Below are 16,666 nucleotides of genomic sequence, written 5' to 3' on the forward strand. Positions count from 1 at the left end.
CTCCTCCTTAATGTCTGAAGTGGCGGATGCCGGTAAACACCATGGCCATCCCCGCCTCGTTACATGCCTTTACAGAGTCCTCGTCGCGGATCGATCCGCCGGGTTGAATGACGGCGCTTACGCCCTTTTCGGCCGCTGCCTTAACGCAGTCGTCGAAGGGGAAAAACGCATCGCTCGCCAAGGACGCCCCGGCAAAGTCGCGTTCGGGATGGTGGTGGAAGATATTTTCCAGCGCCCAGATCCGGCTGGTCTCACCGCCGCCGATCCCCAATGTCTTTTTGTCCTTCACCAACACCACGGCATTGCTTCGGACGTACTTGACCACCTTCATGCCGAAGAGCAGATCCACGTTTTCCGCCGATGTCGGCGCCTTTTCCGTCACCACATCGTAGCCCTCTTCGCCGTCTGTATCGGTATCTTGAATCAACACCTTGCCCGAAGCGAGGCGCAGTTCCTTCTCCGGCGCGCCGGCTTCGTAATCCACCTTGAGCACGCGGAGATTCTTCTTTTTCGTAAAGATTTCGAGCGCTTCGGGGGTGAAGTCCTTGGCCGCGACCACTTCCAAAAAGATCTTTACCATCTCCTCGGCACAGGCCGCATCTACCACGCCGTTAAAGGCGACGATGCCGCCGAAAATCGAGGTGTCGTCCGCCTCGAACATCCCCTTATACGCATCGAGCGCGCTGTCTGCGAGCGCCACGCCGCAGGGGGTGGCGTGCTTTAAGCCCACGCATACGATGCCCTCTTCCTCGACGAATTCGCCGGCGAGAGAGACCGCCGTGTTTAGGTCGTTTAAATTGTTATAGGAAAGTTCCTTGCCCTGAAACTGCTGCAGATGCGAAAAATAGCCTTCGGTCATGGGGTCGGTATAGACCGCCGCCTTTTGATGGGGGTTTTCGCCATAGCGCAGATCGCCGTCTTTTTTGAGCCCCAGGGTAAAGGTCTTCGCCTCGGAGTTCGTGGCTTCGGCAAAATAGCGGGCGATCATCGAATCGTAATACGCCGTTAGGCTGAACGCCTTCATAGCGAGTTCGCGGCGGAGGGCCATCTGATCGCCGCCTGTGCGGATCGCTTCGAGCACTTTTTCGTAGTCCGCGGGATCGGTGACGATATAGACGTCTTTGTGGTTCTTGGCGGCGGAGCGCACCATAGACGGGCCGCCGATGTCGATGTTTTCGATCAGTTCGTCGTCGCTTTTTTTGCTTAAGTAGGTTTCTTCGAAGGGATAGAGATTCACGCAGACCAAGTCGATATCTCCGATTTCGGAGGCTCGTACCGTCTCTTTGTGTTCCGCATCGTCCCGCTTATACAGAATCCCGCCGTGCACCTTAGGGTGTAAGGTCTTTACCCGGCCGCCGAGCATTTCGGGAAATCCGGTGTAGTCCTCCACGGCGAGGGCCTCGATCCCCGCTTCTCGAATCGCCGCGAGGGTGCCGCCGGTGGACAGGATCGTAAATCCCGCCTCTGCGAGTCCCCGGGCAAAAGATGCAATGTCGGTCTTGTCCGTTACGGACAGGAGTGCGTACTTCATAGTCTTTCCTCCTCACACAATCGAACGGCGATTTTTAAGAGCTGGTGTTCCAATACGAGCACCGTCTGTTGAATTTCCTCGGGAGATTGCAGGCGCGAAATGTCCACCGCGGTCTGCAGCAGGATGCGGCCGCCGTCGATGTCTTCGTTCACATAGTGCACCGTGGCGCCGCTGATTTTTTCGTTGTTTTCGAATACCGCTTCGTGCACCCGCATGCCGTACATCCCCTTGCCGCCGTATTTGGGCAAAAGCGACGGGTGGATATTGAGAATCCGCCCCTCGTAGCGTTCCAAGAGATCCGCTTCCAATATCTTCAGATACCCGGCGAGGACGAGAAAGTCGATCCCTTCCGCTTCCAGAGCGTCGAGCAGATCCCCATCGCCGGTTACAAAAGTTTTCTTTCCGTATGTTTCCGCCCGCACCAAACCGTAGGCGTCGGGCTTACTGGAGACCACCAGGGCGATCTCCGATTCAAAAAATCCTTCCCGCTCCGCTTCGAGCAGCGCTTCCAGATTGCTGCCGGAGCCGGAGATCAATACCGCAACCCGCATGATTACAGGAGCACGATGCCGCTGCCCGGCTGAATTTCGCCGATGCCATAGGCGATATCGTCGGTCTCTTCTCGTACACAGCGAAGCACCGCATCGGCCTCGTCTGCGGAGACAATCAGCACCATGCCGATTCCCATATTAAAGGAACGATAGAGTTCGGCTTCTTCTACGGCGCCGGTGTTTTCGATAAAGCGGAATAGTTCGCCCTTATCCCAGCTGTCCGCTTGTACCACACAGTCCAAATCCTCGGGCAGAATGCGCGGTACATTTTCCACCAAGCCGCCGCCGGTGATGTTCGAAATGCCCTTCACGCCGAATTGTTCCACAAGTTTCAGAACGGTCTTTACGTAAATCTTGGTGGGGGCGAGGAGCGCCTCGCCCACCGTCGTCGAAAGGCCTTCCGCTTCGCCGTCGACGTCCAGGCCCAGGTGGTCGAAGAAGAGCTTGCGCGCCAAACTGTAGCCATTGGAGTGCAGCCCCGTAGAGGCGAGGCCGATCACCACGTCGCCGGCTTGTATCTTTGCCCCGTCGATAATCTTCGCCTTGTCGGTAAGACCCACGGCAAAGCCCGCAAGATCGTATTCGTCTTCTTCATAAAGCCCCGGCATCTCGGCGGTCTCACCGCCGATCAGCGCACAGCCCGCTTGGCGACAGCCTTCTGCCACGCCCTCTACGATCTGCTGCATCTTTTCGGCATCGACGCGTCCGGTGGCGACGTAATCCAAAAAGAACAGAGGCTTCGCGCCCTGGCAGATCAGGTCGTTTACGCTCATCGCCACCAAATCGATCCCCACCGTATTGTGGACGTCCATCATTTGGGCGACGAGGAGCTTGGTGCCCACCCCATCGGTGGCGCCCAACAGCACGGGTTCTTCCATCGCCTTGGCGCCGGGAATGGCATATCCGCCGGAAAACAGGCCGATTTCGCCCAATACATTCTCGTCGTATGTGGAAGCGACGGATTTTTTCATCAATTCTACGGCGCGATTTCCTTCGGAAATGTCGACGCCTGCGTCTTTGTAGGACAGTTTCATACTCTTCCTCCTAAATCACCGTGGGATCGACGGGATAATCCCCATCGAAACAAGCCGTGCAGTAGCGGGAAATCTCTTTCTTGCCGGCGCTCGCCAGCCCCTCCAGAGAGATAAAGGCCAGGGAATCGGCCCCGATATTTTCTTCGATCTCGCGAATCGTCTGGTTCGCCGCGATCAGATTTTTCCGATTCGGCGTATCGATCCCGTAATAACAGGAATACTTCACCGGCGGCGAGGTGATGCGCATATGCACTTCCTTCGCCCCCGCCTCGCGCAACCGGTGGATCAGATTGCGGCTGGTGGTACCCCGCACAATCGAGTCGTCCAACAAGACGATGGACTTGCCGCGGACCACATCGACCAACGGGTTCAGCTTCAATTTGACCGCCATTTCCCGCTCTTTTTGGGTGGGCTTGATAAAGGTGCGGCCCATATAGCGGTTCTTCACCAACCCTTCGCCGAAGGGAATCCCCGATGCCTGGGCGTAGCCGATGGCCGAGGGAATGCCGCTGTCCGGCACCGGCACCACCAAATCCACATCGCAGGGCGCCTCTTTCCAGAGGATTTCCCCGCAGCGCCGGCGGAAGGTATAGGCGTTGATGTCGTCGAGATTCGCGTCGTTTCGCGCAAAGTAGACGTATTCGAAGATACAGTTGCGCGCGCGATTCTCGCCCTCGTAGGGGTACGAGTGGATTCCGGTCTCGTCGATCACCAAAATCTCTCCGGCCTCTACATTCCGCGTCATCTCGCCGCCGATAATCTCGATGGGGGCATTTTCACTGGCGACGATCACATCATCTCCGTCGCGCCCCAAAACCAGCGGGCGAAACCCGCTGGGATCGCGGAAGGCGACGACCTGTCCCTTCATCAGCGCCGTCACCGAATAGGCGCCCTCGATCACATCCATCGTGCGGCGAATTGCCTCCACGATGTCGCTCTCGTAGTAGCGGGTAATCAAGTACAGAATGACCTCCGTGTCGTTGGTGGTCTGAAACATCATCCCCTCTTCTTCGAGACGGGCGCGCAAAAGCTGGTAGTTGACCAGATTGCCGTCGTGGGCGATGGCGATCGTCTCGCCGCCGATAAAGCCCATCACCGGCTGAATATTATAGTCGTGTGCGCCGCCCGCTTTGGAATAGCGCACGTGCCCGATGCCGATATTGCCCGGCAGCTCCGCCAGCGTCTCTTCGTCGAACCCGTCGATCACCAGGCCCATGGCGCGCTTTCTGAGGATCTCTTCCCCGTTAAAGACCGCCATGCCCGCGGACTCCTGTCCCCGGTGTTGCAGGGAATTTAAGCCGTAAAATAGGCTCGGACTCACCGCATTGTTACTGTAAATACCGATAACACCGCTCATCGCTTGTTCAGAATCCTTTCCGATCCCAGAGCGACGAACCCGCTACGGGACGCCGCCTTTGTGTTTTTGTATCTCTCGTCCGATTGTCCCGACATTCCGGGACGGAAGACGATCATTCCGCCGCGAAGCACATCGCGCATGGCACCCTCCTAAACGCAAGAAAGAGATACGGTAGCCGTATCTCTTTTACCAACCGGCTACTGGGCCGGAGCAATCACACTCGTCGTCGGGGAAAACGTAGCCGCGCTGCGGGACGACATTTTCTTTTGCACTGATACAAAAAATCGCGCTTCTCCGCAGATCATCGAGTAAAATTCCCCCTTTTTCGCAAATATTGTATCATACTTCCCGCAGGGGAACAACGCTCTATCGGCGAAATTTCCGCACAACAGAGCGCCCCTCTTTTCACGCGTTTGCGACAAACCAATACCCCGCCTCCCGGTTGGCGTTGTTTCTTTGTCTGTTCTTAACCTACATTTCACAGAAAAGTGTTATCATTATAAGAAGAAACAGAAAGGATATGGTTGTATGCTCGGAATCATAGACGTGGGCGGCGGTACCCGAGGCATCTTCGGGGCCGGCGTTTTGGATTGCTGCCTCGACAAAAATATACAATTCGATTACTGCTCCGGCGTATCTGCCGGAGCGGCAAATCTTATCAGCTATGTGGCAAAACAACATGGCCGTTGCCGCACCTTTTATATGGAATACGCCTTTCGAGACGAGTATATGGGCTGGTCCCATTTTCGGGAGAGCGGCGATTTTATCAATCTGCGTTATATCTACGCCACCCTCTCCAATTCCGGAGGCGAAAACCCGCTGGATTATAACGCCATCGAAGCCTCTTCCCAGCGATTCGTCTGTACCACCACCGAGGCCGAAACGGGACGCCCCGCTTACTTTACCGAGGCGGATCTTGCCCGCGACAATTACCGCATCATCGCCGCCTCCTCCTGCGTACCCGTACTCAATCGACCGGTGGAAATCGACGGCCGCCCCTATGTAGACGGCGGCGTATCCGATCCCATTCCCGTCAAAAAGGCGCGCGAAGACGGCATAGAGCGCGTGGTCGTCATCCTCACCCGCCCCAAAGACTACTTTCGCCGCGCGCGCAAGGACCTTTACTTCGCCCTGCGCCTTCGGAGAAAATACCCCCGCCTCGCCCGCGCCATGGCGAATCGGGCAAAGACCTACAACCGCTCTCTCCGCGAGATCCTCGCCGAAGACGGAAAAGATATCCTCATCCTCGCGCCGAAAAGTACCGCCCATATGCGCACCCTCACCCTGAACAAAGACGCCATGGCCGCCATGTACGAAGAAGGCTATGCGATGGCACAAAGAATCGAAGATTGGCTATAAAAAAATGTCGCGATCCGAATGCGGATCGCGACATTTTTATGATCTGTTATTCGCGAAAATCATCATAGGTATAGTCAAAGGCCCATTCGGCGCCAGGATCATAGAGAATCCCCTTTACATAGCGCCAATCCTTCTTAGTTCTTGCCTTCTCTTTCTCGTATTCCGCTTTGTCTACCAGAACCAGACTGCCTGCCGGGGTGTCTTTTACGTCCTTGAGAATCAGAATCTTATCGGCGTCGTAGCCCGGCAGTTCTTCGAGTTTGCGGCAATAGTCCTTTAATCCCGCCGCTTCCAAGGTCTCGATGAAAATCGCCTTTTCCGTTTCTTCGTCGATCTTCGGATCTTGCGATTCTAACAACGCTTCATATACTTTTTCGTCGCCCCGGGCCATTTTCCGGACGCTGTCGGAAAATTTTTCTCCGTTCTCAGATTCGATCATATCGCGGATCGCGAAAGTATCGCCTTCGGGAACGAAGTGAATCTCTAAGGGCATCGCTCCGCCGGAGGTGTTATGGAATACCCCGTCTGTAAATTCATAGTTCTTATAGAAGATATTGGCAAGGACAATCACTTGCCCCCGATCCTGAAAGACTTTGACCGGCGTGGCAGAAATCCATTGGATCAGTGAAGCCTTTTCTTTGGGGAAGGTATCTCTCAAGCTTTGGCGCAAAAACGGTGCCAGTTTTTCCCCTTGGGGAAAGTCCGCCAACAAATCCCGATCGTCGGGTCCGCCGTCGCGGGTCATTTCGTTGATCGTCACGAGAATCTTCGCGAGCTCGGCGCGCGTCGTCTCATCGGCAGGACGGAACCGACCCGCTTCGTCGCCGCGCAGTATGCCCCAGCCGCGCAGGGTATCGGCCGCTTCTTTCGCGTACGACGCAATTTCCTCCGCATCGGCAAAGGGTTCGGCGGCGCGCTTCGGCACGGGCAATTCGAGTACGCCGGTGAGATAGCGGTACACGATCGTCGCCATTTCCTCGCGGCTTACGGCGCGGTCGGGCCGAAAACTCGCATCTTCATAGCCCTTTACCATGCCGTTCGCCTTGGCCCAGCGTGCGGCGTCACTATACCACGATCCCTTTTGCACGTCCTTGAAGGAATCGCCCGCCGCTTCCGGCGAGCCGGCTTGACGATACAGACCCGTTACCAACATGGCGCGGCTTACGGTCCCATTGGGCAGAAACTTCCCTTCGCCCACGCCCTGCATCAACTTTTGCGAAAAGGCGTCTTCGATAAAAGTCTTTGCCCAGTGCTTCTCAATGTCTCCGAAAACCGGCTTTGTCGCCGCAACCGCCTTGGGCTTCGGTGCCTCTTTTCCATAGATCGCTGTCGGTGCGGCGATCCCCGCCGCCAGCGCCATCGCCAAAGCGGATATCGCGATTTGCTTCTTCTTCATACTTCGCTCCTTTCCCATTAAAACTATACCTGTTCTGATTCTTAGTTTACCCTGAAAAAGCGCAGGGAAAGCGAGTTTTGCCGGAAACTAGATATTATATACTTTTTGTTCCGGATTGACGGAGAAACTCCTTCGCCCATAGGTCGGCATCCTACGACTATATATCTTACCGCGATAAATCGATATATTTCCATATCGCGTTTCTACACCGTTTCTCGTGAGAAACGAACCTCGCTCGACAAAAATTTTGTATTGCAGGGGGAATGTGATTTTTGTAGGATAAGAAAGACCGTTTAGTTTACGTATATTTAACACTTTATTTACCATAACTTGATTGGAGGTTCTATGCAAAGAAAACCCCTTATCGCCTGCGCCTTGGCCGCAAGTTGCCTTACATCCGTATTGGGCCCCGCGAACATCTATGCGGCGTCCGTAGCGCACTTGCCCGCCGCCGCGACCGCCGCCGCACAAAGGCAATCTCCGGCCGAAGAAATTCACAAGGTCGTCGTCAAACTGGAAAAGGACGGAAAGCCCTTAAAAGATAAGAACGTCGCTTTGTTCGTCATCTAAGAAAATACAGACCAAGAAGCGATCCCCGAGAGAAAGCGAATCACCCAAGAGCGCACGGAGAATCGCGGCGAAATCGCCTTTACCGTCGATCTGTCGAAGGCGTACTACATCGTCGCCGTGCAAGATGTCGAATTAGAATATATCCGAAGAGAACAATACTTCAGTACCGACGAAAAAGGCTCGGTCTACTTTTTGGGCGACAATCATATCGGACGCCCCGAAGAAGCCCGCCTCGAATTTACGGCGCTCGACAAAGACAAAGTCAAAAACCGGGCGCCCCTCACCGTCGTGGCAAAAGACAAAGAGACGGGCGCGCCGATCCCCGATCTAACGTTCCACATTCGCTTAAACAGCATACCCGGTATCGACTACATCAGTCAAACCACCGACGGTACGGGGGAAATGCAGTTTTTTCTCACCGCCGAACCGAATCCGGGCCGCGAATACTTCCTGGTGCCGGATCCGAGCGCGATGGAACTCTACGACTTCGATACGCCCCTCTTCGACTTTATGGTTGGGGAAACATACGACGATGTCGCCGGCCGTCTCGAGTATGGAATTATGCACGACAATCGTCCGGTCCTCGGAAAGTTCGAGATCCTCGCGACAAAAAAGGAAAAGAAACCCAATCTCGACGTCTTGCAACAAGCCATGCAAGCCGCGAGGGACTTCCTCCACGGGCATCGTTTTGTAGACACGCCGGAATCCTTGGCCGCTGAGGGCGCCCTTAAAAATAGCATTATCGCCACAGAAAAAACCCTGGGAGAACCCCGCATCGGAAAGGCGGAGGTAGATCGCCTCGTCGGCGAATTGCAAAACGGCGTCAAGGAGCTGCAGAAATATATCCGATCGCCGGAGGGTAACCCCAAGGATCCGGAGAATAAGAAACCGGAAAATGTCGTCCCCGGCAAGGGACAAGGCCCCGAAAAACCCGCGCCCGGCGAAGAAAAGAAACCCGACGAGCAGGTACCGACCCCCGATGCCCCGAATCCGACCCCAAGGCGCCGGAAGACGGAAAAATGCCGCAAAAACCCGGCGCTCCCGAGACCGAAAAAAATCCGGATGCCAAAACCCCCGGCGAGAAAAATCCCGCGCCGTGGAAACCGGCACCCGAGGGCGACAAAAAGCCCGAAAAACCCATGCCCGATTCGAATAAAAAACCCGAAGAAAAGAAATCCGCCCCCAAAGGCGATGCCGATCGCAAATCTGCGCCCAAATTCAAACCCCAATCCCCGCGCAAACCCGAAACGCCGAAGGCATCCGCCTTCCCCTTCACGGATGTGGCAGAAAACCACTGGGCGCGCCCCGCCATCGCCTATGTGGCGGAGAAGGGCTACTTCAACGGCAAGGACAAGGCCGTGTTTGCCCCGAACGACGCCGTCACCCGCGGCGAGTTCGTCACGGTACTCGGCCGCATGGCGAAGGTCCGCACCGCCGAGTACACCGGCGGCGATTTCGTCGACGTAGCGCGCGACCGCTACTACGCCCCCTATATTCACTGGGCGGCACAGGCGGGCTTGGTACAGGGCATCGGCAACCGCAAATTCGACCCCGATCGCCCCGTCACCCGCGAAGAAATGGCGAAGATCGTCGAAGCCTATATCCAATATCTCAAAAAGCAACCGGCACAAGGCGCATCCGTCGCTTTTCAAGACGCAGACCGCATCGCCCCCTGGGCCAAATAGAGCGTCGATGCCCTGGCAAAGGCCGGCATTTTGAAAGGCGATGCCGACGGCAACTTCGCCCCCAAATCTCCCTTTACCCGCGCCCAAGTGGCACAGGTGCTCTTTACCATCGATCATATGTAAAAAAAGGACCCTAGGGTCCTTTTTTTATTCGCAACTATTTATTTCGTAAGGTCGCGTTCCCAGTACCGCATTTCGGTGACGAGGTCGACCACTTTGTCGGCGCCGTCCTCCATGAGCATCAGCACGCCGGGTTCGCCCCTGCGCCCTTCGTCGAGATACGATTCGGAATCGGAGGCGACGATCAGGGGCTTGTAGTACTTGTAGGCGTCTTCGACGAATTGGCGAATCTCGCCTTTGAATTTGGGATCCAGCCCCTCGAGTCCCGCCACGTAGATGGCGTCGTAGAGCACGGTGTCGGTGGAGATAAAGGTCTCTTTGATCTCGTGTTCTTTTTTGCCCACGGTGAGGGTGCCGAGTTTGTCGGAGATGATGTTTACATACATCCCCGCCGCTTCCATGGCGTCTAGAACGGGAGCGACTTCTTTTTCGTCAAATCCTTCCCGAATCAATACGCCCACTTTGAGCGTTTCGGGTTTTTTGGGCTGATTGGCGAGGGACAGGGCGGGCGATTTGTCCACCGACTTGCCCTCGTACTTCAATTCTTCGCCCGGATCGGCGCCGGTGGTGTCGTCTTCGTGGGGGTTTTTCGCATCTTCCGGCGTAAGTCCCAAGTACGCGCCCACATCCTTCGCCGCCTCTTCGTCGACCCGCATCAGCAGATTGACCACTTGTTGACGCACTTCGGGCTTGGTAACCTTGGTCAGCTCGAACTTAAAGCCCGCCAAAGTGTGCTCGCGCTCCCAATCGGACAGAGAGTGGAAGTACAACCGCGCCTGGGTGTAGAAGTCGAGGAATTTCGCCGGCTTGGAACGGGTCTTAAAGCCCGACACCGCCTGCCTGAGTTCTTCAAAGCCGCCATCCGCCTTCGGATCGTTGTCCGAGAGCGAGTTGTGGGAGTAGTTGGTCTCGGAGGTGTGGATCTTCATCTGGTGTTGCCCGTCCCGCTGGTTGTTCGCCACATCGACCAGCGGCCGGTTGATGGGCAAATGCTGGAAGTTGGGTCCGCCGAGGCGGTGCATTTGCGTGTCGGTATAAGAGAAGATCCGCCCCTGCAGAAGCGGGTCGTTAGAGGGTTCGATCCCCGGCACGAAGTTGCCCGGGTGGAACGCCGCCTGCTCGGTTTCGGCGAAGAAGTTTTCTACATTGCGATTGAGCTCCAATACGCCGAATTCGGTGACCGGCACGATCTCTTCGGGCCACAGTTTGGTGGGGTCCAAAATGTCGAAGTCGAACATAAACTCTTGGTCCTCTTCGATAATCTGTGCGCCGAAAGTCCAACGCGGATAGTCGCCCTTTTCGATGGCCTCGATCAGATCCCGACGGTGGAAGTCCGGGTCCCGGCCTTGGAGTTTTTGCGCTTCGTCCCAGATCAGGGAGTGGGCGCCTAGCTCGGGCTTAAAGTGGAAGCGAATAAAATGCGCCACGCCCTCGTCGTTGACCAGGCGGTAGGTATGGATCCCGAAGCCTTCTACCATTCGCATGGAACGGGGAATCGCCCGGTCGCTCATTTGCCAGAATACATTGTGAATCGTCTCCGGATTGTTGGCGACGAAGTCCCAGAAGTTGGTATGGGCGGACTGCCCTTGGGGGATCTCGGTTTTGGGTTCGGGCTTAACGGAATGGATCAGGTCGGGAAACTTGATCGCATCTTGAATAAAGAACACCGCATGGGTGAGGCCCGGAATGTCGAAATTCCCCTCTTGGGTGTAGAACTTTACCGCAAACCCGTGGGGGTCGCGCACCGTATCGGCAGAGCCCTTCGAGCCCTGCACCGTAGAGAACCGCAAAAATACCGGCGTCTCTTTGCCCTCACCCCGCAAAAAGTCGGCGGAGGTATAGGCGCTCATATCGTTGGTGACCGTAAAGGTACCGTGGGCGCCGACGCCCCGGGCGTGCACCACCCGTTCGGGAATCCGCTCCCGGTCGAAGTGCTGCATTTTTTCCTGATGGTGAAAGTCCTGCAACAGCGACGGACCGCGCTGCCCCGCCTTTAAGGTCTCGGTATCGTGTGCTACCCTTACCCCTTCATTGGTGGTCATGGACTTGCCTTTTTCGTCTGTATAGTGCGCTTCCAGTTGTGTGCGCTTGTCGTCTTTTTTCGCGTTCGCCATAGATTTCTCCTTTCGAAACGGGTACTCTTACTGTGCTTCGATCGCTACGGAATCGTAGAAATCATGGGTGTACTAAAGAATCATTTACCCGCAATAGAAAGGGATAAACATAGGATGGGAAGCGCGAGAAAAAAGACACAAAAAAAACCGCCACACTTTCGCGTGGCGGTTTTGCGTTGGTCGAGATGACAGGATTTGAACCTGCGACCCCATGTCCCCCAGACATGTACGCTACCAAACTGCGCTACATCTCGTCGTCAACAATAAGTATTATAGCAACTTTACATAATGATTGCAACAACTTTATCTAAAAAAATGCGGGTTCGTATCTTTCGTCCGCACCAATATTTTTGGGCGAGACGGGTATAAGTATATGGAATCAATAAAAGCGAACCAGGAGGTATTATGAGTCACAAAGTAGACGGTCACGCAATTCTCGAATTATTGGCACAAAATGAAACCGAGGTCGCCCGCGTATATCGCGAGATGGCGGACAACGCCAAGATCGGCGACAAATTCTTCGAAAATCTCGCCGAAGACGAAGACTATCACCACGGCGTGTATTTGAAACTCGCCCAACAGGCAAAAGACGAAGGCGGCTGGGTCGTAGAGGAAGACGACTACGATTATTTCCGCCTGCGCCTACAACGCAGTCTCTTGGCAAAGCCCGAAGATCTGTACGAACGCGCCACCAAACTGCGCGATAAGATGGAAGTCTTCGAACTCGCCGAACGGGTAGAACGCGAAACCGTAGAGATCGTTCGCGAGCTCCGGGAGATCGTGCCCCGCTTTGCGCCGGAAGAATTGGAGAAAATCGAACGCCAGGAAAAAGGCCACTTGAAGATGATCACCGAGCGGATTCGCGACAATTTCCTGAATCCCCGCGGCCTGTAAATCGTCATCCTTTCCGACCGCCTTCGGGCGGTTTTTTGTTGCGCAAAAAAAGAGATGTGTCCACACATCTCTTTTGGCCGCGCTTATAGCTTGAGCAGTTTCTTGGCGTTGTTGTAAAACACATCCTGAAGGGCATCGTCGTCGAGCCCGCAGGTCAGCACCTTTTGAATCTCGACAGTGGGATGGTGAAAGGGCGAGTCGATCCCGAAGAGAATGCGGTCCTTGCCGACGGTCTCGTACGCCTCTTTGATCTTTACGCCCATGGGCATGCCGCTCATCTCGAGATACAAATTGTCGTATCTGCGCGCCATATTCAGCGCCGCCTCGATATACACCCCGTGGCCGTGGCCCATATGGATCATAGTGACGTCGACTTCGGGATACCGCTCCGCCAAAAGGGCAATGCTCCAGGGCAGCGAAAACGGCGGGTGTCCGCAGTGGATAAAGACGGGCACGTCGTGCGCTTTGGCAAATTCCATAACCGGATCCACCACCGGATCGTCGGCGACAAAGGCGTCGAATAGGGGCTGCATTTTAATGCCCATAAAGCCCTCGTCGACGATATAGCGCTCGAGCTTTTGATCCACATCGTCGAGCAAGGGGTTTACCCATACAAAGGGCACCACGGCGTCGGGATAACTTTGAAAGGCGTCCACGACCCGATCATTGTCGTGAAAAGAGCTGCCGGTGACAAAGGTCTTTTCGATATCATAGGTCTTCATTTGCTCGATCAGGACTTCTTTGGTAAAGGCGACATTTGCCCAGCCGCCGAAATCGCCCAGGTGGGTGTGTGCATCGATCTTTTTCATTCCAATCCTCCTTGTGCCATCTCCTTCAGTCGATTGCCGATCTTCGACGCCTCGAGGCGATTGACCATAATATTGCCCAGTACATAGCCGATCAGCGTCTGCATGGCAAGGGGCAAGAGCGCCGAGATCGCGGTGGCTATGCCGCCCACAACGACCCAAACCACACTGTATGCGGCGACGTGAAATACGCCGCCGATCAGGCCGCCGAGGAGAAATCCCCGAAAGCGGCCCTCGCCGTATTTCTCGGCGACGAGACCGATCAGAGCGGCGAATACGAATTTGATGACAAAGGTCGGGAGCGCCCATACGGCAAACCCCGATGCAATGTCGGCGATCGCCGCGCCGATCCCCGCGGCAAAGGGGGCGTATTTGCGGCCCAGCATCCATACGGAGATGATGATAAACATATCGCCCAAATGCGCATAGCCCAGCATGCCCCCTTCCGGAACCTTAAACGTGAAGGTGAACAGAAAGACCAGGGCCGCAAAAAGCCCGGTCATGGTGATATTTTTGGCTTTCACAATACCTCCTTGTAATATGTAAACTTGCAAACGATTGTAAGGCGCGCAAAAACGCCTTTACTGAAATATCATACCATAGAATGTTATGTAAATTTTACAAAGTATGGTTGAAAGTGTAAAAAGGATGGTATGCCTTTCGGCGGTGATACTTCCTTGTCATCCTGAGCGGAGAGAAGCGGAGTCGAAGGATCTCCGTATCCTATTGCGGGACGGCTGTTTTCACGATACCTATTACGTGTATCGTCGCCCGAAACAAGAGGGGACGTCACGCGTTTTGGCCTAGGCTTCTTTGCAAATACTTTACAGCGAAAGAGATTCTTCGACTCGGAACTAAGTTCCTCGCTCAGAATGACAATAAGGGGTGGTTGTGCGTTCCAAAGATGGCTATTGCGACACTCTTCCTTGTCATCCTGAGCGGAGAGAATCGGAGTCGGGCCGCTGCGTAGCCGTAAGCTATTGCATCCTCACCCTGTCATCCTGAGCGGAGCGAAGCGGAGTCGAATGGATCTCCGTACCCTATTGCGGGTCGACTGTTTTCACGATACCTATTACGTGTATCGTCGCCCGAAACAAGTGGGGACGTCACGCGTTTTGGCCTAGGCTTCTTTGCAAATACTTTACAGCGAAAGAGATTCTTCGACTCGGAACCAAGTTCCTCGCTCAGAATGACAATAAGGGGTGGTCGTGCGCCCGAAAAAGACTATTGCGCCCCTCTTCCTTTGCGATATGTAAAAAGACCCGCCATGGCGGATCTTTTTATGGTCCCTTTTACAGCATTTCGATAAATGCGGTAAGACGGGTGTTGAGTTGTCCTACGTCGGCTTGGGAGTAGTCGGTTTCTACGCTGATGTAGGGGATATTCTTTTCCTCGTTGACGAATTTTTGAATCGACTTGGATTCGATATTGTAGGTGTGGCAGGCGGTGAGGACGATTTCTACCACGCCGTCCACTTTGTATTCGTCGATCAAGCGATCTAAGAGTTCGTAGCGATTGGGGTTCGGGGTCATAACGGAGCAGCCGATGTCGATATAGCGATCGGCGAGGGCGTCTACCAATTCGTCGACGGTCTTGCCGCTTTCGTCGACAAAGCCGTTGGATTGTTTTTCGCCGGTGCAGTTTTCGAAGCTCACGACTACGGCGCCGTTGTCTTCGAGCGCCTTAATCACTTTTTCGGGCGCGCCGCCGGAGGGGCAGCCGGTGATGAGGATTCTGGGTTTCTTTTCCCGTCCTTCGCCGCCCTTATATTCTTCCATGATCTTGTCGCGGAGGGCATAGAGCTCGTCGGCGACGACGGATTTGTCGAACTTAAAGGTGGTGCCGTAGAGCGCCTTGTGCATTTCGAGGCCGTCGACGGGGGTGGGGTCGTTTGCCATAACGCGGGCGAGTTCCTGACGGGCCTTGCGGATGCCGTTTTCGGTCTTGATGGCATCGAGCAGGTTTTCGTAGGTCATTTTCGCGCCGAGCTTTTCTTCCAGGTATTCGATGGTCTTGTAGATCTCTTTCTTCCAGAGTTCGCTCGCCTCGGGGGATTGCGAATTTGGAAGCTCCATGACGTGTACGTCTTTAAACTCACGCATCAGCTCGTACATCTTCTTCTTGCCGTCACAGGTGGTCTCGCCGATGACGATGTCGGAGAAGTGGAAGTAGGGACATTTGTCGGTCTTTCCGAATCCGTAGCTGGATTTGATCAAGGGGCAAAGGTTCTTGGGCAGATCCTTTTCCGCCTCGGCGATGGTTTCGTCGCTGGTGGAGCAGAGGCCCACAGTGGCGGCGCCCAATGCGTTGGCGATTTCTTGGGGGAAATAGGTACAGTAGGCCCCCACCACGGGAATGCCCTGGTCTTTGATTTTTTTAACGGTCATAAAGCCTTGTTTTCTGGCGTCTGCAAATTCGTCGAAGATTTCCGGTAAGTCCTTTACGATGGTTTTCATAATTCCTCCTGCCATTCTATGTTGTCAATTTCTTTTTTTCTTTTCCTTGGCCAGAAGCGCCGCGCCCAAAGCGCCGGCGAACTGTCCCCGTTCGTCGATCTGTACTTCGCGTTCGAGCTTTTCAGAGAGCACGTCCGCAAAGTAGGGAATGCGGCTCAGGCCCCCGGTAAGGAGCACCGTTTCGGGAAAGTCCATCCGCGCGCTCAGGCCCGCGACCTTTTCCGCCACGGAATCCACCACGCCGGCGGCGATGTCCTCTCGGGGTCTTCCCTCGCCGATATAGCTGATGATCTCGGATTCGGCAAACACCGTACATAGAGAGCTGATGGGGGTCTTCTCCCCCACGCGCGCCATCTCGAAGAGGTTCGGCATATCCACCGCCAGGCGGTTTGCCATGACCTCGAGGAACTTGCCGGTGCCGGCGGAACACTTGTCGTTCATCAAAAAGTCCCGCACCATGCCGTCTTCCACCAAAATCACCTTGGTGTCCTGGCCGCCGACGTCGATGACGCCGACCGAATCGCCGGCGATTTCGCGGGCGCCGCGGCCGTGGCAGGTGATCTCGGTGATGACGAAGTCCGCATAGTCTACGGAAATGCGCCCGTATCCCGTCGCCACCACCCGCACTGCATCGGAGGTGACGTCGATGCCTGCCTCTAACAGGCGCTCTTTGATCTCCCGTGCGGTCTCTACGGAGCTCCAGCCGGTGGGCTGCACGAAGTGGATGTCCTTTTCGCCGAAGCCCCACACCTTTGCCGCCGTAGATCCTATATCGATGCCGATGTACTGCACT

The 16,666-nt window shown here is 55.1% G+C and carries 17 protein-coding genes and 1 tRNA gene; 5 read left to right on the plus strand and 13 right to left on the minus strand.

What is annotated here, in order from left to right:
• Positions 1-7: 7 nt before the first annotated feature.
• Genes purH through EL294_RS07895 form a run of 5 tightly spaced genes read right to left on the minus strand, consistent with a single transcriptional unit; the run spans position 8 to position 4,613 of the window.
• Complete coding sequence (gene purH / locus EL294_RS06385) at positions 8-1,531, minus strand: bifunctional phosphoribosylaminoimidazolecarboxamide formyltransferase/IMP cyclohydrolase (RefSeq protein WP_126465920.1); 1,524 nt, start codon at positions 1,529-1,531, stop codon at positions 8-10.
• A complete protein-coding gene (gene purN / locus EL294_RS06390) occupies positions 1,528-2,082 on the minus strand; it encodes a phosphoribosylglycinamide formyltransferase (protein WP_126465922.1) in 555 nt (184 codons plus the stop codon). The genes purH and purN overlap by 4 nt, the downstream gene beginning before the upstream one ends.
• Before the next feature lie 2 nt (positions 2,083-2,084).
• A complete protein-coding gene (purM, locus tag EL294_RS06395; protein WP_126465924.1) occupies positions 2,085-3,116 on the minus strand; it encodes a phosphoribosylformylglycinamidine cyclo-ligase in 1,032 nt (343 codons plus the stop codon).
• 10 nt (positions 3,117-3,126) lie between these two features.
• Entirely contained in the window at positions 3,127-4,473 is a 1,347-nt protein-coding gene (gene purF / locus EL294_RS06400; protein WP_126465926.1) for an amidophosphoribosyltransferase, read from the minus strand.
• Positions 4,470-4,613: a hypothetical protein gene (locus EL294_RS07895; RefSeq protein WP_164715249.1), complete on the minus strand. Its 144-nt coding sequence runs from the start codon at positions 4,611-4,613 to the stop codon at positions 4,470-4,472. The genes purF and EL294_RS07895 overlap by 4 nt, the downstream gene beginning before the upstream one ends.
• Before the next feature lie 388 nt (positions 4,614-5,001).
• Between EL294_RS07895 and EL294_RS06405 the strand changes: the two genes are divergently transcribed.
• Positions 5,002-5,832 (plus strand): patatin-like phospholipase family protein, encoded by an 831-nt coding sequence (locus tag EL294_RS06405; RefSeq protein WP_126465928.1) that lies wholly within the window; start codon positions 5,002-5,004, stop codon positions 5,830-5,832.
• Positions 5,833-5,878: 46 nt separating this feature from the next.
• On the opposite strand, the gene EL294_RS06410 is transcribed toward EL294_RS06405, so the two are convergent.
• The gene (locus EL294_RS06410) at positions 5,879-7,228 is read right to left on the minus strand and encodes an S-layer homology domain-containing protein (protein ID WP_164715250.1); all 1,350 of its coding nucleotides are present in this window, start codon (positions 7,226-7,228) and stop codon (positions 5,879-5,881) included.
• Positions 7,229-7,573: 345 nt separating this feature from the next.
• On the opposite strand from EL294_RS06410, the gene EL294_RS06415 reads away from it, so the two are divergent.
• Positions 7,574-7,798, plus strand: coding sequence for a hypothetical protein (locus EL294_RS06415; RefSeq protein ID WP_126465933.1), 225 nt, complete (start codon positions 7,574-7,576; stop codon positions 7,796-7,798).
• Positions 7,799-8,143: 345 nt separating this feature from the next.
• Here EL294_RS06415 and EL294_RS06420 read toward each other — a convergent pair whose 3' ends face one another.
• Entirely contained in the window at positions 8,144-8,614 is a 471-nt protein-coding gene (locus EL294_RS06420; RefSeq protein ID WP_126465935.1) for a hypothetical protein, read from the minus strand.
• 203 nt (positions 8,615-8,817) lie between these two features.
• Here EL294_RS06420 and EL294_RS06425 point away from each other — a divergent pair, with 203 nt between their 5' ends.
• Both EL294_RS06425 and EL294_RS06430 read left to right on the plus strand, forming a co-directional pair.
• Positions 8,818-9,483 (plus strand): S-layer homology domain-containing protein, encoded by a 666-nt coding sequence (locus EL294_RS06425; RefSeq protein WP_126465937.1) that lies wholly within the window; start codon positions 8,818-8,820, stop codon positions 9,481-9,483.
• Positions 9,484-9,495: 12 nt separating this feature from the next.
• Positions 9,496-9,606, plus strand: coding sequence for an S-layer homology domain-containing protein (locus tag EL294_RS06430; RefSeq protein ID WP_126465939.1), 111 nt, complete (start codon positions 9,496-9,498; stop codon positions 9,604-9,606).
• Between the two features lie 38 nt (positions 9,607-9,644).
• Here the strand turns inward: EL294_RS06430 and EL294_RS06435 are convergent, their stop codons facing one another.
• Positions 9,645-11,717 carry a catalase gene (locus tag EL294_RS06435; protein WP_126465941.1) on the minus strand — a complete coding sequence of 691 codons (2,073 nt, stop codon included), beginning with the start codon at positions 11,715-11,717 and terminating at the stop codon, positions 9,645-9,647.
• 177 nt (positions 11,718-11,894) lie between these two features.
• A tRNA-Pro gene (locus tag EL294_RS06440) sits at positions 11,895-11,971 on the minus strand.
• A 151-nt stretch (positions 11,972-12,122) separates the two neighbouring features.
• Between EL294_RS06440 and EL294_RS06445 the strand changes: the two genes are divergently transcribed.
• Positions 12,123-12,611 carry a ferritin family protein gene (locus tag EL294_RS06445; RefSeq protein ID WP_126465944.1) on the plus strand — a complete coding sequence of 163 codons (489 nt, stop codon included), beginning with the start codon at positions 12,123-12,125 and terminating at the stop codon, positions 12,609-12,611.
• 83 nt (positions 12,612-12,694) lie between these two features.
• Here EL294_RS06445 and EL294_RS06450 read toward each other — a convergent pair whose 3' ends face one another.
• The 4 genes from EL294_RS06450 to EL294_RS06465 all read right to left on the minus strand — a co-directional run bounded on the left by EL294_RS06450 (position 12,695) and on the right by EL294_RS06465 (position 16,665).
• A complete protein-coding gene (locus tag EL294_RS06450) occupies positions 12,695-13,420 on the minus strand; it encodes an amidohydrolase family protein (RefSeq protein ID WP_126465946.1) in 726 nt (241 codons plus the stop codon).
• Positions 13,417-13,941: an ECF transporter S component gene (locus tag EL294_RS06455; RefSeq protein WP_126465948.1), complete on the minus strand. Its 525-nt coding sequence runs from the start codon at positions 13,939-13,941 to the stop codon at positions 13,417-13,419. Before EL294_RS06455 ends, EL294_RS06450 begins: the two co-directional genes overlap by 4 nt.
• 768 nt (positions 13,942-14,709) lie before the next feature.
• Positions 14,710-15,873: a double-cubane-cluster-containing anaerobic reductase gene (locus tag EL294_RS06460; protein ID WP_126465949.1), complete on the minus strand. Its 1,164-nt coding sequence runs from the start codon at positions 15,871-15,873 to the stop codon at positions 14,710-14,712.
• A 24-nt stretch (positions 15,874-15,897) separates the two neighbouring features.
• Positions 15,898-16,665 carry an acyl-CoA dehydratase activase gene (locus EL294_RS06465; protein ID WP_126465951.1) on the minus strand — a complete coding sequence of 256 codons (768 nt, stop codon included), beginning with the start codon at positions 16,663-16,665 and terminating at the stop codon, positions 15,898-15,900.
• Position 16,666: the final 1 nt, after the last annotated feature.

The organism is Aedoeadaptatus ivorii (genome assembly GCF_900638585.1).
In the GTDB taxonomy this organism is placed as follows: Bacteria; Bacillota; Clostridia; order Tissierellales; family Peptoniphilaceae; genus Aedoeadaptatus; species Aedoeadaptatus ivorii.